15 protein-coding genes are annotated in these 15828 nt (G+C 68.4%); 3 read left to right on the forward strand and 12 right to left on the reverse strand.

The window, feature by feature from the left end; all coding sequences use genetic code 11:
• Positions 1-2: 2 nt before the first annotated feature.
• Positions 3-1523, reverse strand: a complete 1521-nt coding sequence (gene guaB / locus Q4P07_RS01780; RefSeq protein WP_303373176.1) for an IMP dehydrogenase — start codon at positions 1521-1523, stop codon at positions 3-5.
• Between the two features lie 184 nt (positions 1524-1707).
• On the opposite strand from guaB, the gene Q4P07_RS01785 reads away from it, so the two are divergent.
• A complete protein-coding gene (locus tag Q4P07_RS01785) occupies positions 1708-1995 on the forward strand; it encodes a WhiB family transcriptional regulator (RefSeq protein WP_303373177.1) in 288 nt (95 codons plus the stop codon).
• Positions 1996-2159: 164 nt separating this feature from the next.
• Here Q4P07_RS01785 and groL read toward each other — a convergent pair whose 3' ends face one another.
• The 3 genes from groL to Q4P07_RS01800 all read right to left on the reverse strand — a co-directional run bounded on the left by groL (position 2160) and on the right by Q4P07_RS01800 (position 5748).
• Positions 2160-3770, reverse strand: a complete 1611-nt coding sequence (groL, locus tag Q4P07_RS01790) for a chaperonin GroEL (protein WP_303373178.1) — start codon at positions 3768-3770, stop codon at positions 2160-2162.
• Positions 3771-3948: 178 nt separating this feature from the next.
• The gene (groES, locus tag Q4P07_RS01795; protein ID WP_303373179.1) at positions 3949-4242 is read right to left on the reverse strand and encodes a co-chaperone GroES; all 294 of its coding nucleotides are present in this window, start codon (positions 4240-4242) and stop codon (positions 3949-3951) included.
• 243 nt (positions 4243-4485) lie between these two features.
• Positions 4486-5748 carry a phosphatidylserine/phosphatidylglycerophosphate/cardiolipin synthase family protein gene (locus Q4P07_RS01800; protein WP_303373180.1) on the reverse strand — a complete coding sequence of 421 codons (1263 nt, stop codon included), beginning with the start codon at positions 5746-5748 and terminating at the stop codon, positions 4486-4488.
• Between the two features lie 31 nt (positions 5749-5779).
• On the opposite strand from Q4P07_RS01800, the gene Q4P07_RS01805 reads away from it, so the two are divergent.
• Complete coding sequence (locus Q4P07_RS01805; RefSeq protein WP_303373181.1) at positions 5780-7036, forward strand: class I SAM-dependent methyltransferase; 1257 nt, start codon at positions 5780-5782, stop codon at positions 7034-7036.
• 51 nt (positions 7037-7087) lie between these two features.
• Here Q4P07_RS01805 and tsaD read toward each other — a convergent pair whose 3' ends face one another.
• The 8 genes from tsaD to Q4P07_RS01845 all read right to left on the reverse strand — a co-directional run bounded on the left by tsaD (position 7088) and on the right by Q4P07_RS01845 (position 14508).
• Positions 7088-8131: a tRNA (adenosine(37)-N6)-threonylcarbamoyltransferase complex transferase subunit TsaD gene (gene tsaD, locus Q4P07_RS01810; RefSeq protein WP_303373182.1), complete on the reverse strand. Its 1044-nt coding sequence runs from the start codon at positions 8129-8131 to the stop codon at positions 7088-7090.
• Positions 8128-8610, reverse strand: coding sequence for a ribosomal protein S18-alanine N-acetyltransferase (gene rimI, locus Q4P07_RS01815; protein ID WP_303373183.1), 483 nt, complete (start codon positions 8608-8610; stop codon positions 8128-8130). The genes tsaD and rimI overlap by 4 nt, the downstream gene beginning before the upstream one ends.
• A complete protein-coding gene (gene tsaB / locus Q4P07_RS01820) occupies positions 8607-9311 on the reverse strand; it encodes a tRNA (adenosine(37)-N6)-threonylcarbamoyltransferase complex dimerization subunit type 1 TsaB (RefSeq protein ID WP_303373184.1) in 705 nt (234 codons plus the stop codon). Before tsaB ends, rimI begins: the two co-directional genes overlap by 4 nt.
• Before the next feature lie 39 nt (positions 9312-9350).
• Complete coding sequence (locus Q4P07_RS01825) at positions 9351-10601, reverse strand: HD-GYP domain-containing protein (protein WP_303373185.1); 1251 nt, start codon at positions 10599-10601, stop codon at positions 9351-9353.
• Positions 10598-11944 carry an HD-GYP domain-containing protein gene (locus tag Q4P07_RS01830; protein ID WP_303373186.1) on the reverse strand — a complete coding sequence of 449 codons (1347 nt, stop codon included), beginning with the start codon at positions 11942-11944 and terminating at the stop codon, positions 10598-10600. The genes Q4P07_RS01825 and Q4P07_RS01830 overlap by 4 nt, the downstream gene beginning before the upstream one ends.
• A gap of 628 nt (positions 11945-12572) precedes the next feature.
• On the reverse strand, positions 12573-12854 hold the full coding sequence (rsrA, locus tag Q4P07_RS01835; RefSeq protein ID WP_303373187.1) for a mycothiol system anti-sigma-R factor: 282 nt from the start codon (positions 12852-12854) through the stop codon (positions 12573-12575).
• Positions 12851-13513: a sigma-70 family RNA polymerase sigma factor gene (locus Q4P07_RS01840; RefSeq protein WP_303373209.1), complete on the reverse strand. Its 663-nt coding sequence runs from the start codon at positions 13511-13513 to the stop codon at positions 12851-12853. Before Q4P07_RS01840 ends, rsrA begins: the two co-directional genes overlap by 4 nt.
• A gap of 146 nt (positions 13514-13659) precedes the next feature.
• Positions 13660-14508 carry an SGNH/GDSL hydrolase family protein gene (locus Q4P07_RS01845; RefSeq protein ID WP_303373188.1) on the reverse strand — a complete coding sequence of 283 codons (849 nt, stop codon included), beginning with the start codon at positions 14506-14508 and terminating at the stop codon, positions 13660-13662.
• Between the two features lie 70 nt (positions 14509-14578).
• On the opposite strand from Q4P07_RS01845, the gene Q4P07_RS01850 reads away from it, so the two are divergent.
• Positions 14579-15826, forward strand: a complete 1248-nt coding sequence (locus tag Q4P07_RS01850) for a pyridoxal phosphate-dependent aminotransferase (RefSeq protein ID WP_303373189.1) — start codon at positions 14579-14581, stop codon at positions 15824-15826.
• Positions 15827-15828 lie beyond the last annotated feature (2 nt).

Below are 15828 nucleotides of genomic sequence, written 5' to 3' on the forward strand. Positions count from 1 at the left end.
CCTCACCGGTGGTAGTTGGGGGCCTCGGCAGTCATCTCGATGTCGTGCGCATGGGACTCCTGCAGGCTCGCCTGGGTGATGCGGACGAACTGACCCTTGGCGGCGAGCTCGGGGACGGTGCGTGCGCCGATGTAGAACATGGACTGGCGCAGGCCACCGACCATCTGGTGCACCACCGCGCTGGCTGCTCCGCGGTAGGCCACCTTGCCCTCTACCCCCTCCGGGATGAGCTGGTCGTCGCTGGTGACCTCGGCCTGGAAGTAGCGGTCCCTGGAAAAGGATTTTTTGCCGCGTGAGCTCATCGCCCCGAGCGAGCCCATGCCGCGGTAGCTCTTGTACTGCTTGCCGTTGACGAAGATCAGCTCGCCCGGGCCCTCCTCGCAGCCCGCGAGCATGGAGCCCATCATCACTGACTCGGCCCCGGCCACGAGTGCCTTGGCGATGTCGCCCGAGTTCTTCATTCCCCCGTCCGCGATGACAGGCACGCCAGCGGCCTTGGTGGCCTGCGCGCACTCATACACAGCGGTCAGCTGCGGGACGCCGACACCGGTGATGATCCGGGTGGTGCAGATCGCACCCGGACCGACCCCGACCTTGACCGCGTCCGAGCCCGCCTCGACGAAGGCGAGCGCACCAGCCGCGGTCGCGACGTTGCCCCCGACGACCTGCACGTGGCGCGTCGCTGGATCCGACTTGAGCCGCTTGACCATGTCGATCAACAGCCGCACATGGCCGTGGGCGGTGTCGGCCACGAGCACGTCGACGCCGGCATCCACCAGCGTGGTCGCGCGCTCCCAGGCGTCACCGAAGTAGCCGATCGCCGCCCCCACCAACAACCGGCCCTGGTCGTCGTTGCTCGCGCGGGGGAACTGCTCCGACTTCACGAAGTCCTTGACGGTGATGAGTCCGGTCAGTCTTCCGTCCGCGTCGACGAGCGGGAGGCGCTCGCGCTTGTGCGCCCGCAAGATCGCGGTCGCCTCCTCGCGGCTCACGCCTTCCGGTGCGGTGACCAGGGGTATCGGGGTCATCACGTCGCGAACCAGGGTCTGCTCCCACTCCGCCACTGGCGTGAAGCGCAGGTCCCGGTTGGTGCAGATGCCCAGGAGCCGGTTGTCGCCGTCGACGACCGGGAGACCGGACACGCGGTACTCTCCGCAGATCTGGTCGAGATCCTCCAGCGTCGCATCGGGACCGATGGTCACCGGATTGGTGATCATGCCGGTCTGGGTGCGCTTGACGAGGTCCACCTGGTAGGCCTGATCCTCGATAGAGAGGTTGCGGTGCAGGATCCCGATGCCCCCCTGCCGCGCCATGGCGATCGCCATCCTCGCCTCGGTCACGGTGTCCATGGCGGCCGACACCAAGGGCACGCGTAACGAGATCTCCCTGGTCAGACGGCTCGTCATGTCGATCTCGTCCGGGGCCAGATCGGTCTGGCCAGGCAGGAGCAGGACGTCGTCGTAGGTGAGCCCCATCCGCGCGAAGACCGGAGGAACAGCAGTCATGTCATCGGCCGGAGTCATGCCGAAAGTCTAGAGGTCAGCATTCGGCGCAGATCCCACAGGCACGTACGCTCACCCGTGCTGACGTCGATCCGGCGCTCGGTGGTATGAAGTTGTCCCCGACGCCCCATACTGATGCGTAGGGTGGCGTAGCCCGACTCGGAAGGAGCCCCACACCGTGGTAGAGGCAACTGAGCCCGGCCCCATGGCAGAACTCTGGGAGTGGCAGTACGACGGCGCGTGCAGGACGACCAGCCCCGAGGTGTTCTTTCACCCTGAGGGCGAGCGTGGCCCCGCGCGCCGCCGACGGGATGAGCGCGCTAAGCAGGTCTGCGCGACCTGCCCCGTGCTGGAGCAATGCCGTGGGCACGCACTCGCGGCCCGCGAGCCGTATGGGGTCTGGGGCGGGATGACCGAGGACGAACGCCGCGCCTATCACGAGGCCGAGGACGGGATCGCGAACGAGACCCCAAGGGCAGCAGAGACCGCCTGAGCTCTGGTGGCCGGCAGCCGCTGACCGTATGGCGCCGGCCCGTCCTCCCGATCAATCAAAGACAGCACCGCCGCGACACACCCGCGACGACATACACCTGCGGCCCCGCCGCCCGAAGATCTCGGGCTGCGGGGCCGCAGGTGTATGTCAATCCTGACGGGACGTCAGTGGGAGTGGCCGTGTCCGTGGCCGTCTTCGCCATCGTCCTCAGGCTTGTCCACGACGAGCGTGTCGGTGGTCAGGACCATCGACGCAATCGACGCGGCGTTGCGCAGCGCGGAGCGGGTGACCTTGACGGGGTCGATGACGCCCGCCGCAAAGAGGTCGCCATACTCACCGGTCGCCGCATTCAGACCTTGACCGACGGACATCTCCGCCACCTTGGAGGTGGCGACATAGCCCTGCAGCCCAGCGTTCTCGGCGATCCAACGCAGGGGCTCCTGGGCGGCCTTGCGCACGATCTGCGCGCCGACCGCTTCGTCGCCCGTCAGGCCCAGGTCGTCGATGACGCAGACGGCGTGGATGAGTGCAGAGCCGCCACCGGCGACGATGCCCTCCTCGATCGCGGCACGCGTCGCGGAGACGGCGTCCTCGATCCGGTGCTTCTTCTCCTTGAGCTCGACCTCCGTGTGTGCGCCGACCTTGATGACGCACACACCGCCGGCGAGCTTGGCGATCCGCTCCTGCAGCTTCTCGCGGTCCCAGTCGCTGTCGGTCGCGACCGACTCTGCGGTGAGCTGGTTGACCCGGTCAGTGACGGCCTGTGAGTCGCCACCGCCCTCGACGATGGTCGTGGAGTCCTTGGTGCAGACGACGCGGCGAGCGGTGCCCAGCACCTCCAGACCGACCTGGTCGAGCTTGAGTCCGACCTCCTCGGCGACGACCTGACCACCGGTGAGGATGGCCATGTCCTGCAGCATCGCCTTGCGGCGGTCACCGAAGCCGGGCGCCTTGACGGCGATAGCGTTGAAAGTGCCGCGGATCTTGTTGACGACGAGCGTGGACAGGGCTTCGCCCTCGACGTCCTCGGCAACGATCATCAACGGCTTGCCGGCTCCGACGACCTTCTCCAGCAACGGCAGGAGGTCGGCGACCGCGGAGATCTTGCCCTGGTGCAGAAGGACGTAGGCGTCCTCCAGCACGGCTTCCATACGCTCGGGGTCAGAGACGAAGTAGGGCGAGAGGTAGCCCTTGTCGAACTGCATACCCTCGGTGAACTCCAACTCCATCGCGGTCGTGGAGGACTCCTCGACCGTGATGACACCATCCTTGCCGACCTTGTCAAAGGCGTCGGCGATGAGCTCGCCGATCACGGGGTCCTGGGCGGACAGGCTGGCGACCTGGGCGATCTCGTCGCGGCCCTCGAGCTCGCGGGCGTCGTCCAGGAGGCGCTGGTTGACCGCGGCGACAGCCTGGTCGATCCCGCGCTTGAGGCTGGCGGGGCCGGCGCCTGCGGCGACATTGCGCAGGCCTTCCTTGACCATGGCCTGCGCCAGGACGGTCGCGGTGGTCGTGCCGTCTCCGGCCACGTCGTTGGTCTTGGTGGCGACCTCCTTGGCCAGCTGGGCACCCAGGTTCTCGAACGGGTCCTCCAGCTCGACCTCGCGGGCGATGGTCACTCCGTCGTTGGTGATCGTGGGCGCGCCCCACTTCTTGTCCAGGACCACGTTGCGGCCCTTCGGGCCGAGCGTGACCTTGACCGTGTTGGCGAGCGCGTCGACTCCGCGCTCCAACGCCTTACGGGCCTTATCGTTAAACTCCAGCTGCTTCGCCATCGGCGCACAGCTCCTTTCGAGGTTGGTGGTGTGAAACCGTGAGTGCCCCGCCACCTCTCGCCGCACGGGCGGGTGGGGCGGGGCAACTCACTCAAAGATCAGGACGAGGCGTGACGCGCTGACGAACTCCGCTCGCGGGTCGTCGGCGCTCCTTCTCGCCCGACCGTGGGCCGACTGCTCAGCCGACGATCGCGAGCACGTCGCGCGCGCTCAGGATCAGGTACTCAGTGCCGCTGTGCTTGATCTCGGTGCCGCCGTACTTGCTGTAGATGACGCGGTCGCCGACTTTGACGTCCATCGGGACGCGGTTGCCGTTGTCGTCGATACGGCCGGGACCGACCGCCAGGACCTCGCCCTCCTGGGGCTTCTCCTTGGCGGTGTCCGGGATGACGAGGCCAGACGCTGTGGTCTGCTCCGCCTCGACGGACTTGACGACGATGCGGTCCTCGAGAGGCTTGATGGAAACCGACACGGTTGCCTTCCTTTTCGTTCTACCGGTCGACTGGTGCCGCCGGTGTGGTCATGGTGCAGATCTCACTCTCTGCGCCGTCCTTGGCCGCCGTCGCGGGGATCAACCAGGAACGTGAGTGCGCTGGCACTTGCGTGCCGAGAGTGCTAAGTCGAATCTAGGCCGCGATTAGCACTCGGTCAAGCCGAGTGCCAAGAAGCGACGTGCTCGAGGGCCGTCGACGGACCGGCACCTGCCCACTAGCGCTTAGAGAAACGGCTCCAGCGGTTGCAGCACCCGCTCGATCACCCGGTAGTGGAAAGGTCGTTTGCTCCACTCGCCCATCGTCATCTGCCGGCAGCGTTCCAGGTCGCGACTGAAGATCTCCTCCATGTGCGCCGCCTGGTCGGGGTCGATGAGCTCAAGGTTGATCTCGTAGTTGCCGCGGAGCGAGAGCCGGTCGATGTTGGCGGTGCCGATCGTCGACCACGCTCCGTCGACGGTCGCTGTCTTCGCGTGGACCATGACGTCCTGGTAGAGATACACCTCCACTCCGCCCCGGAGCAGCTCGGTCCAGTAGTAGCGCGCGACGATGTCGGCGAGCACGTGGTTGGACCGCTCCGGCATGATCACCTTGACGTCCACCCCGCGGCCGGCCGCATGCAGGAGGGCTTGCAGGATCTCGGCGTCCGGGATGAAGTAGCCCTGGGTGATCCAGACCCGGTGCAGGGCCCGATCGATAGCCTCGAGGTAGAGCGCCCGGACAGGATAGATCAACCGGCTCGGTTCGTTACGCGCCGCGTGGACGGCCGCGTCCCAGTGAGACGAACCACTGTCGGGCAGCTCTGGCTTGCGCGTCCCGCGGTGTCGGTTCCAGAAGTCGACGAAGGAGTTCTGCAGCTCCCAGACGCCTGGTCCCTCGATCCGCAGATGGGTGTCACGCCAGCTCTTCGCGTAGAGGGAGCCGATGTTGTAACCCCCGACGAAGCCGACCGCTCCGTCGACGACGAGGATCTTGCGGTGGTCCCGGCCGGTGCGCCTGATGTCGATGACGGGCAGCCGCGAACGCAGGACGGGGAACTTGAGAAGGTGGACCGAGCTCGGGAACGACTTGAACTCCGAGGACACCACCAGGTTGGCGAAGCCGTCGAAGACGAGGCACACGAGCACCCCACGATCCGCCGCCCGCACGACGGCGTCCTTCACCGCCTGCCCGACGTCGTCGCCCTTCCAGATGTAGGACGCGAGGTAGACGTAGTCCTGCGCCCCGTCGATGGCGGCGATCATGTCGTCATAGAGGTCCTGGCCGTAGGTGTAGGTGGTGACCGTGTTGCCACGGACCGTGGCGACCAACGGGTCGTCGTCGGGGGCAGAATGCTCGGCACTACGACGCTTGCGCAAGCCGTCGGCGATGACCACGGTGGCGGCCACGGACAGTTGCGCGACCAGGCCAGCGCCCGCCAGCTTGAGGGTGACCCGCCGCGCATCGCTGAGCAGGCCGGTGAACTCTCGGGTGAGGACTCGACGCATTCCATCAATCTAGCTGGAGGACACTAGCGAGGTGACCTCGACCGAGCGTGCCGCAGAACTCATGGCAGCGCTGGCGTCCCCGTCCGGCCTGGCGCTGCTGCGGCGGCTGCCGGTGTATGACGAGGCAACGGTGTTGTCGGTGACCGCCCGGCTGCGGGACGAGGGGGTCGATCCGGACCTGGCGAGCGCGGCGCTGACGCAGTCCCGGCTCCGGTCACGGGCTCGGGGCCGCCTCGGCCCGGTGGCCGATCGGTTGCTGCTCACGGCCGACGGTCTGGAGCAGGCGACCCGTCCAGCAGTGGCCGCGCGCCACGCCGAGCGGTTCCTGGCCTGCGGCGTGGAGCACGTCTGGGACCTGGGCAGCGGAGTGGGGATGGACTCGCTGGCGTTCGCCGAGGCGGGTCTGGTCGTCACTGCGCTGGAGCGCTCCGCCGAGGTCGCGGTCGCGGCAACCGCCAACCTTGCGCCCTATCCGCACGCACGCGTGGTCACCGCAGAAGTCGACTCTTTCGATCCCGCGCCCGGCGACGGCGCATGGTTGGATCCGGCGCGACGCACCCCCGGCGTCGCAGATGCGAGGGGGCGCACCCGCCGGGTCTGGCGGCTCTCGGACCTCTCCCCCAGCTGGGAGCAGGTCTTGGCCGTGGCTGCCCGCACCGCAGCCACGGGCGCCAAGTTGTCCCCCGGCTTTCGCGCCGAGGACCTGCCCGACGGTGCCGAGGCGGAGTGGGTCTCCCTTGACGGAGGCGTGGTGGAGTGCGTGGTGTGGTGGGGTCGCGCGGTGCGCCAGCCGGGGATCAGCGCGCTAGTGGGCACCTCGGAGGCCGCTGAGGCCGGGGCCGGTGGCACCCGTTGGCACGTGGTGGAGCCGGTCAGCGATGCACCCGAACCGCTGCAGAGCGCAGACGCGCTTGGCCCCTTCGTCGGCGAGCCGGACCGGGCCGTGCTCGCCGCGGGGCTGACCGGCACCCTGTCGGCGCTCGTCAACGGTCAGGAACTGGACCATCACGTGGGCTACGTGAGCGCCCCCGCCCCGACCCCGGTGCCCTGGGCCCGGTGGTATGCCGTCGAAGAGTCCTTGCCGCTGCACCCCCGACCCGTCCGAGCATGGCTACGCGAGCGGGCGATCGACCAGGTCACGATCAAGAAGCGCGGGGTCTCCACCGACCCGGAGCGGTTCCGCTCCGAGCTGCGACTGCGGCGAGGGCAGGGGCAGGAGGGGACGCTCATCCTGACGCGGGTCGCTGGGACGCCGACCGCGCTCGTCGTGCGACCACTGGCACCCTGACACCGCTGTGGGATCGGGCACCACCCGGCGACCTGGTCGTCGAGGTGCTACTCAGGCGCGGACCTGCTCCACGGGCTGGGAGGAGTCGGCACGGAGATCGAGCCGGGAAGCCTCGCCACCCTTGCTCACGATCTCGGAGCCGAGCGCCGCAACCATCGCGCCGTTGTCCGTGCACAACCCGGGACTGGGCACCCTCAGTCGGATCCCGGCCGCTTCGCAGCGCTCGTTGGCCAGGGCGCGCAGGCGGGTATTGGCGGCCACTCCCCCGCCGAGGAGCAGATCCTGGACGCCGTGCTCCTGGCAGGCCTTGACCGCCTTGCGGGTGAGCACATCGACGACCGCCTCCTGGAAGCTCGCGGCGACGTCCGCCACCGGCACCGGCTCCCCGCTGGCCTCCCTGGCCTGCACCCACCGGGCCACCGCCGTCTTGAGTCCGGAAAAGGAGTAGTCGAACCGGTGCCGCTGCAGATCACGCCCCGAGGTGAGACCCCGGGGGAAGTCGATGGCGATGCGGTTGCCCTCCCGTGCCATCCGGTCGATGTGCGGGCCACCGGGGAACGGCAGGCCCAACAACCGGGCGACCTTGTCGAAAGCCTCGCCAGCCGCGTCGTCGATCGTAGCGCCCAGCGACTGGATGTCTTGGGTGATGTCGGGCACGAGGAGCAGGTTGGAGTGGCCACCGCTGACGAGCAGCCCCATGGCCGGCTCCGGTAGCGGCCCATGCTCGAGGATGTCGACGGCGACATGGGCAGCCAGGTGGTTGATCCCGTAGAGAGGCCTGTCGAGCCCGATGGCGAGCGCCTTGGCGGCGGCGACGCCAACCAGGAGCGACCCGGCCAGGCCCGGGCCGGCGGTGACCGCGATCGCGTCGACGTCGCTCAGCTTGACGCCCGCCTCGCGGCACGCCCGGTCGATGGTCGGCACCATCGCCTCCAGGTGCGCGCGGCTGGCGACCTCCGGCACCACGCCGCCGAACCTGGCATGCTCCTCGACGCTGCTGGCGATGGCGTCGAACAGCAAGGTCTGCCCACTCACCAGGCCGACACCGGTCTCGTCACAACTGGTCTCTAGCCCCAGGACCAAGGGTTCGTTCATCGAAGCTCCTTACGCATGATGAGGGCGTCCACCCAGGGCCCCGCTGAGGTCCGGTAGTAGTCGCTCCGGGTGTGGATGGTCGCGTAGCCGTGCGCGTCGTAGAGACACCGAGCGGCCCTGTTGTCGGCGCGGACCTCCAGCATCATGGCGAGTGCTCCGCGGTGTCGGCCCGCGGTATGCAGGGTCTGCAGGAGGGCGGCGCCCACCCCTGCCCCACGCTGCCGTGGGTCAACGGCGAGAGTCATCACGTCGGCAACTTCGCCGGACACGTCCAGACCCGCATAGCCGACCACTTTCTCGCCCATCCCCTCGTCCGACGCGTTGGGCCCTGCGGCCAGAGCCACCCAGTATCCGCGGCGGGGCCGCCCGGCCAGCTCGGCCCAGAAGGTCTGCTCGGGCCAAGCATCATGGGGGAAGCAACGCGACTCCAGCGCCGCCATCGCGGCCAGGTCCTGCCAGCGCGCTTCGCGCAGTCTCACCGCGACGCCTTGACGGGCAGCGCGACCGCGTCGGGCCGGCGCAGGTAGAGGGGTTCGGGGACCAGCAAACCCCAACCCTCGCCAGCCTGGGCGTCCCCGTGCTCCCCAGCGATGAGCCGGGCTGCCAGATCGGCGAGCACCCCCGGATCGACGTCCAGTGGCGCATCATCCAGGGGGTGCGTCAGGGCCTCGGGATAGAGTTCGTGCCCGCGCCCCAGGGTGGGCAAGGCCCGCACGTCGGCCGGGAGGTCGGCGGCCCTGCACACCCCCGGGCCACTGACCCGGTGCGCTCCCGTCGGGCGGACGTCATACACCGCCCAGTAGACCTCCTTGCGCCGGGCGTCCGTCGCCACCAGGAGGGCGCCCTCGTGGCGATCGATGACCGAGTGCGCGAGCGCGTCGAGGGAGCAGACTCCCGCAGGACGAGGCAGGTCGAGGCTGCGGGCGAGCACGAGAGCCGTGACGACGCCGACGCGGAGCCCGGTGAAGGGTCCTGGCCCCACGCCGCACACGATGCCGGTGATCTGGGTGCGGTCGACCTGTGCCTCCTCCAGGATCTGCACGATCGCCGGGGCCAGCAGCTCGCCATGCCTGCGGGAGTCGAGGTGCACCGCCGAGGCGAGGACCGATCCACCGGGGACACGATCGTCGTAAAGCGCGGCGCCGATGGCCTTGGTGGAGGTGTCGATCGAAAGAAGCACGCGTTCAGGTTACGTCTCTGCGACGCCGGGCTGACGGGCTCAGTGTGCCGCGGCGCTCGCGCGGAGCTCGGCCGCCTCGGCCGCGGTCAGCTCACCACGGCGTTCCAGCTGGCGTAGCAGAGCCCGCACGACGTCCGGGTCGAACTCGCGTGGAGTGGCCCGCAGCAGACGCTCCATCGCGGTCCGGGCGCTGCCTCCACTGCTGCGCCGCTTCTCGCGCGCAGTGAGGTCGTCGTAGGCAGAGACCACGCGCACGACGCGCGCGCCAAGCAGCACATCTCCGCGTTCGACTGCGCGGTACTGCGGCACGCCGACGTCCGCGACCATCGCCGCCAACCGGGACAACTCGGCGGTGCGGGACAGGATGGCGGCTCCCATCGCGGCGACACGGCGCTGGTCACGGGTCGAGATCTCCGTGGTCGCCCCGCCGGGGATCGGCCGCCGCAGGCCGACCTGCCCCACGTCGTGCAGCAGCGCCGCGGTCTCAACGTCGAGCAGGTCGGCGTCATCGACCCCGACATCCCGCGCGATCGGCACCGAGAGGGCCGCGACCCGGGTCGCGTGGCCCGGCGCCGTCAGGCCCGCGTGGTCGGTCAGCCTGGCGAGCGCGAAAAGGGTCTGGCGTTGGGCGGCTCTGACAGTGCGCTGGCGCGACACCGCCGGCAGCAGCACCGCCATCGGGACGAGGAAGAGGACGAACGAGATGGGGCCCAGGACACGCAGGGAGAGCGCCATCACCACGGCGGTCGTCGCGGTGGCCAGGGACAGGAGTCCGTAGCGGGTCAGGTCGCGCAGGATCTGGGAGCCGACCGGCGCACGCTCCGCCAGCGCCTTGGCGACGGATCTGGCCAGGAGGGGCACACCGACTGCCAGGATCGCCAGAACGAGCAGGAGCATGGCGACCAGACCCGCCCGCTGCCCGGGGGCATCGACCAGTTGGTGGAGGCTGCGTCCGTCGAAGACGAAGATCCTCGAGAGTCCGCCAGCGACCAGGATCGTCGTCCCGGACCGGGTGAGGTCCGCGCGGAGCGTGGCCCACCGCTGTCGGGCGACGCCGACCACGAGGGTCGCCAGGACCGCGAGCAGGAGCGGACCGAGGAGACCTCCCAGGTAGACCGACCTGGCTTCGTCGACGGCAACTGCCGGCCAGGAGGTCGCGACGACCAGGGCGATGGCGGTGGCCTGGGCGATCGGGGCGTCCCGCACTTGGCCGTCGACGTCCAGCCGCCACGCCTCCCCGAGCACCATGGCCAAGAAGGCGACGATCGCCGTGAGCAACGTCAGCGTCATTCCGATTGCCCGACCGCGTCAGGCTGCCACTCGGCAAAGGCATCGCTCATCCTCGGATGGTCGTGGTCTTGGTACCCACGCTCGAGCCCTCGCGTCGACGCGTGCGGCTCAAGCTGCGGCTGGCGGGGCGCGACGATCTCGCGCGCCAGGGCGTCAGCGAGGGCCTCCACGACGGTCGGGTCCAACTGCGAGCCCGCCCGGATCCGCAACTGGGCCAACGCAGCCTCGGAGCTGAGCGGTGTCCCTGCGTGATCGGTGGTGAGTGCGTCATACGCGTCCGCGACCGCGATCACCCGAGCGGCCAGGGGGATGCTCGGCCCGGCCAGCCCCGCGGGGTAGCCGCGCCCGTCCCAGCGCTCGTGATGATGGGCGATCGCCGGCAGCGCGTCGACCAGGAAGTCCATGCCGCCGAGCATGGCCACCCCGGCGCCGGGGTGCGCGCTCATGCCGCTGAGATAGGCCACCTCGTCACTGTGCGGGTCCGTGGGCAGTTCGGGGCGCACCGCGACCAGCCCGATGTCGTGAAGCAGCGCCGCATAGCGCAGCGACTCCGCGTCTCGACCGATGATGTCCAGGTGGCCGCCCATTGTCTGCGCGAGGTCGGCCACTCGGACGCTATGCCCCACCGAATCCGGATCTGCTTGCTCCAGAGCCGCCACGAAGGTCGTGACGGTCTCTTGGTGCTCCCGCCTGGTCACCGCCCCACGCCCGATCGACCAGTGGGCTACGACGAGGGGTCCCAGGACAAACAGGGCGCTCAACGGACCCAGTCCGGCCGGCCCCCACAGCACGGCGAAGAGGAAAGCAATGATCACGTGGCTGAGGTAGGCCAACCCCAGACTGCGCAACGCCTGCCAAGCGACGTCAAGGACGCCGGTGCCGCGCAGGAGCGCCGACATGATCCCATAGGCCACCGCATTGGCTGCGGCCATCGACACATACGCGACCAGCAGAGGGATCCCCACGCGGATCAGCAAGATCCCCGGCGCGGGCGCGCTGTCCGCGACACGGATCCCCCCGAGCATCAGGTAGACCAGTGCCCCGACCGCCCCCACTGCGGCGGTCATCGCCGCATTGAAGGCCCTGGTGCGCAATCTGCGCTGGCGCACGTCGCAGGCGTAGGAGACGAAGCCGACGAGAACGGCGCCGGCCGGCCCGGCTAACGGGAGCGCAGCCGCCAACACCACGGTGGCCAAGGAGACGCCCAGGTGCGGGCCTAGGTCGCGCTCCCGCAGCAGCACCCCCAAGACCCCGATGATGGTCAGCGGCAGCAGCACGCTGACCGGCAGCTTGGGATCCTCACCAGCCAGCCGCCACCCCCATCCGGCACCCCCCAGCGCCACCAGCGCCAGCGTGACGATGAAGGGCCAGACCCAGCCCGAAGCGGGACCCGCCCCAGGTTGGCGCTGGCCCCGCGTCGAGGTCAGTTCTGGCAGTTAGTCCTCCCAGGAGATGATGTCGATGATGCTCCGGAGGAAGTCCACAAATCCGGAGTTCAGGAAGTCTGTCAGCAAAGTAAGCACGGTGGTTGTCCTTTCAGTTGGTCCCCCGAGAGTCGGGAAGACCCCGCGGCGGTGAACTGCGGTTGAAATCAATCTCGCACACCGCGCTCCCGTGCGGCCAGCCCGAAGCCACCGTAGGCAAGGAACTTGGTCAAGTCTTTACCGCGCGTGTGATGCATCTCACTTCGCGGACGCTACGTCGGCGTGGGCTTACGATGGTGGCCCGGCTGCCTGACCTGTCGGACAGCCTCATAGACATCCGTTCGAGCACCAGGAGGAAGCATGAGCAAGCGATCCCGCAAGCGCCGTGACCGCAAGAAGAAGGCAGCCAACCACGGGCGCAAGCCCAACGCCTGAGCTTTCGCACGCGAAATTCTTCCGCACGCGCACACTTTCGGCAAGCACAAGGGCCGGTCCGTCCTGATGGATGGACCGGCCCTTGTGCGGTGCGAGTCTGCGTGGCGCGACCTCAGCGGCGAGTCTGCCGGTCCTGGACGATCGTCACGGTGGTCGTCGTGATGCGGGTCATGATCTGCGCCCGGAGCGCCTCCGGAGCCGGCTGGCAAGCGCAGGCTCTGCGGACCAGTGCCTTGACGAGCAGGTCGCGCTCGTACTCCGCCAGGCAAGAACCGCATTCATCAAGGTGCGCCTGGATGAGGTCGCGGTCCAGTGGTCCGGTCTCGTTGTCCACGAACTCGAAGAGCCGCAAGACCACGTCCGCACAGTCGGTAGGCCGGGTGGGTCGGCTCATGACTTCGCCTCCTCTGCCGAGATGACGCCGCGCTCGATCGCGTAATCGGTCAGGAGCTCTCGCAACTGCTTGCGTCCACGGTGCAGCCGCGACATGACGGTGCCGATCGGCGTCCCCATAATCTCGGCGATCTCCTTGTAGGAGAAGCCCTCGACGTCCGCGAGATACACGGCGATCCGGAAGTCCTCCCCGATAGAGGCCAACGCCCGGGTCACGTCGCTGTCCGGCAGGCGGTCCAGCGCCTCGACCTCGGCGGAACGCAGCCCGGTGCTGGAGTGCGACGCGGCGCGCGCCAACTGGTAGTCCTGCACCTCGGCAGCGTCCGACTCCAGCGGTTGACGCTGCTTCTTGCGGTAGATGTTGATGTAGCTGTTGGTGAGGATGCGATACATCCACGCCTTGAGGTTGGTGCCGGGCCGGTACTGGTGGAACGCGGCGAACGCCTTGGTGTAGGTCTCCTGGACCAGGTCCTGCGCGTCCGTGGGGTTGCGGGTCGTCCGCAGCGCGGCGCTATACATCTGGTCCAGCAGGGGCATCGCCTCGCGCTCAAAGCGCGCGGCTCGGTCTTCAGCGGACTCGCTCGCGACGTCGACGTTGGCATCTGCCTCCGCGACAGCTTGCGCGTCGAGTTCTTCGAGTGTGGGGTGATCGGTGTCCATCGAGGACCACCCTAGCCCGTGGAACGGGACCAGGGCGCTCGCTCCGGTCCGCTCACCGGGGGTGACTGAGGTGATCAGCACGCGGCCTCCTGACAAATTGGGGTCGCTCAAGCCAACATCGACGCGACGCAGTGGATTCCCGAGCGTCAGGGCACGTGCAGGACAGCGGCCACTTTGTCGGCCCAGAGCGCCTGCCCCGCCTCATTCGGGTGGACGTCATCCATCATCAGGATCTCGCCGGCGGCCTGGTGCTCGGCGAAGGAGGCAGCCACATCAATCCAGCCCAGGGCGTGCTCCGATGCGAAGTCGTGGACCGCCGTTCGCACCTGCGCATTGGCGTCTCCGGCCTGGGGCTGCTGGAGAGTGAGGATGACAGGCAGTTCGGGCCCGAAGGAGTCGCGCAACGCCGTCAGGGTCTGGTCCAGCTCCGCTTCGATCGTGCTGACGGTGTTGTTGTGCCCATAGTTGAGCATGACCAGGTCCGGGGCTTGGGGGAAGAGCTCCGCCAGGTGCTGGGTGGGGTAGGCGGCAGTCGCACCGTCCTGGTGGCCGACGTAGAGAGTGATCTTGCCAGGACCCCCCGGTTGCGGTACCTCGCTCAGGGGCAGCGGCGCCTCATACCCAGCTTCAGTCAGACCGTCCCACGGCACGACGGTGACCGGCCTCGTCACGGCCAGCCTTCGCGCCCACTCGTACGGCCACTCCCAGGAGTCGTTGCCGGTGGAGTCCCCCAAGGCGACGATGACGATCGGGTCGGGCTGCTGGAGAAGCGTGCGGACCGAGGTAATCCGTGAGTGGCTCGAGCGTGGGGCAGCGGTCGTGGCGTCGGCGTGATCCCCTGCGGCGCTCGTGACGGCCGAGTTGTCACCGACGCTGCTCGTGGGCTGCTCGGCAGTGAACGTGCCCGGAGCCTGCGCCACCCCGCGGTAGGTGAAAACGACGAGGGCTGCCGTGACGACCGCCAAAGTCCCCAGACCGACGTCATACCACCGCATGTCTCACCCATCCTCTCCGTGCCGCGTGCCATGGCGCAGCGTACTCGCGATCAGGTGGGACGATGGCGGGGTGACGACGACACCCCGCCCCGCGCGATCGCTGCGACCGTTGACCCAGCCGGTCAAGTTGCAGAACGTCCTCTACGAGATTCGCGGACCCGTGGCCCACCGAGCGTTGCAGTTGGAGCAGGAAGGTCACCGCATCCTCAAGCTCAACATTGGCAACCCGGCGGTCTTCGGCTTCGAGGCGCCGGACACCATTTTGCAGGACATGATCGCGGCCCTGCCCATCGCCCAGGGCTACTCCGAGTCCAAGGGCATCCTGTCCGCACGACGCGCCATCGTCTCTCGCTACCAGGACGTGCCCGACTTTCCCGACCTCGACGTCGACAAGGTCTACCTCGGCAACGGCGTGTCCGAGCTCATCATGATGACGCTGCAGGCGCTTCTCGATCCTGGTGACGAGGTCCTCATCCCAGCTCCTGACTATCCGTTGTGGACCGCGGCGACGAGCCTGAGCAGCGGCACCCCGGTGCACTACCTGTGCGATGAGGAGGAGGGCTGGAATCCCTCCGTGGAAGACATCCGCGCCAAGGTCACCCCCCGCACCAAGGCGATCGTCGTCATCAACCCCAACAACCCGACCGGCGCGGTCTACTCCCGGGAGGTCCTGGAACAGATCGTGGACGTCGCCCGTGAGCACTCCCTGCTCATCCTGGCCGACGAGATCTACGACCGGATCCTGTATGACGATGCCCAGCACCTCTCCATCGCGACCTTGGCCCCTGACCTGCTGTGCCTCACTTTCAACGGGCTGTCCAAGACGTATCGGGCCGCTGGTTACCGCGCCGGTTGGGTGGCGATCACCGGGCCCACCGGCCATGCCGTCGGATTCCTGCAGGGCATCGACCTCCTCGCGTCCACGCGGCTGTGCCCCAACGTCCCGGCGCAGTACGCGATCCAGGTCGCGGTGTCCGGCACGCAGAGCATCGAGGAACTGATCCGGCCAGGTGGACGACTGGCCGAGCAGCGCGACATCGCCGCGTCCATGCTCAACGCGATGGACGGCGTCTCTTGCGTCGTCCCCCACGGCGCGCTCTACGTCTTTCCTCGCCTCGACCCCAATGTCCACGAGGTCCACGACGACGAACGCCTGTGCCTGGACCTGCTCGAGCGCGAGAAGATTCTGGTCGTGCACGGGACCGGCTTCAACTGGCCTTCACCCGACCACCTCCGGATCGTCTTCCTGCCGTGGGGGGTCGACCTGCGTGCCGCGCTGGAACGGCTCGGTAACTTCCTCTCCGGCTATCGCCAGTAGGA

Source organism: Ornithinimicrobium sp., from assembly GCF_030537745.1.
Classification (GTDB): Bacteria; Actinomycetota; Actinomycetes; order Actinomycetales; family Dermatophilaceae; genus Ornithinicoccus.

What these genes read in the sequence shown, in the direction of transcription:
- guaB (WP_303373176.1), bottom strand. Translation starts at nt 1,523, where the DNA reads ATGACTCCGGCCGATGACATGACTGCTGTTCCTCCGGTCTTCGCGCGG.
- Q4P07_RS01785 (WP_303373177.1), top strand. Translation starts at nt 1,708, where the DNA reads ATGGCAGAACTCTGGGAGTGGCAGTACGACGGCGCGTGCAGGACGACC.
- groL (WP_303373178.1), bottom strand. Translation starts at nt 3,770, where the DNA reads ATGGCGAAGCAGCTGGAGTTTAACGATAAGGCCCGTAAGGCGTTGGAG.
- Q4P07_RS01800 (WP_303373180.1), bottom strand. Translation starts at nt 5,748, where the DNA reads ATGCGTCGAGTCCTCACCCGAGAGTTCACCGGCCTGCTCAGCGATGCG.
- tsaD (WP_303373182.1), bottom strand. Translation starts at nt 8,131, where the DNA reads ATGAACGAACCCTTGGTCCTGGGGCTAGAGACCAGTTGTGACGAGACC.
- Q4P07_RS01825 (WP_303373185.1), bottom strand. Translation starts at nt 10,601, where the DNA reads ATGACGCTGACGTTGCTCACGGCGATCGTCGCCTTCTTGGCCATGGTG.
- rsrA (WP_303373187.1), bottom strand. Translation starts at nt 12,854, where the DNA reads ATGAGCCGACCCACCCGGCCTACCGACTGTGCGGACGTGGTCTTGCGG.
- Q4P07_RS01840 (WP_303373209.1), bottom strand. Translation starts at nt 13,513, where the DNA reads ATGGACACCGATCACCCCACACTCGAAGAACTCGACGCGCAAGCTGTC.
- Q4P07_RS01845 (WP_303373188.1), bottom strand. Translation starts at nt 14,508, where the DNA reads ATGCGGTGGTATGACGTCGGTCTGGGGACTTTGGCGGTCGTCACGGCA.